This is a genomic window from Pseudoalteromonas sp. SIMBA_162 (genome assembly GCF_046535955.1).
Classification (GTDB): domain Bacteria; phylum Pseudomonadota; class Gammaproteobacteria; order Enterobacterales; family Alteromonadaceae; genus Pseudoalteromonas; species Pseudoalteromonas marina.
Map to the genome: position 1 here is coordinate 1 of NZ_JAWJBQ010000949.1, position 247 is coordinate 247.

Annotated in this window: 1 protein-coding gene; it reads right to left on the minus strand. The window is 62.3% G+C overall.

Translation table 11 applies throughout. The features are described 5' to 3' along the window. On the minus strand, positions 1-202 hold a 202-nt coding region (locus tag R0J88_RS22515; protein ID WP_410901246.1), incomplete at its 3' end, for a gamma-glutamylcyclotransferase. Between the last annotated feature and the right edge of the window lie 45 nt (positions 203-247).

A 247-nucleotide genomic window follows, 5' to 3' on the forward strand; every position in this document is an offset into this window, starting at 1 on the left:
AGGCGTCGATCACGCCTTCACGGGTGACGATGGGATGAAGGAAACGCTCATATTCATGCGGGCGGCCTTCGAAGGGGTCCATCAGCGTGATCTGCTCGGCCTCGAGCAGCTCGTACAGCACGCCTTCGACGCGCTCGCCCGGCGCAGGCTGCACGTTGGCATGCGCGATACCATCGACCCGAGAGGCCTTGTCGAAACTCATGCGATGCTCTTGCAACCAACCATTCATGGCCCGTCGCGTCTCGCC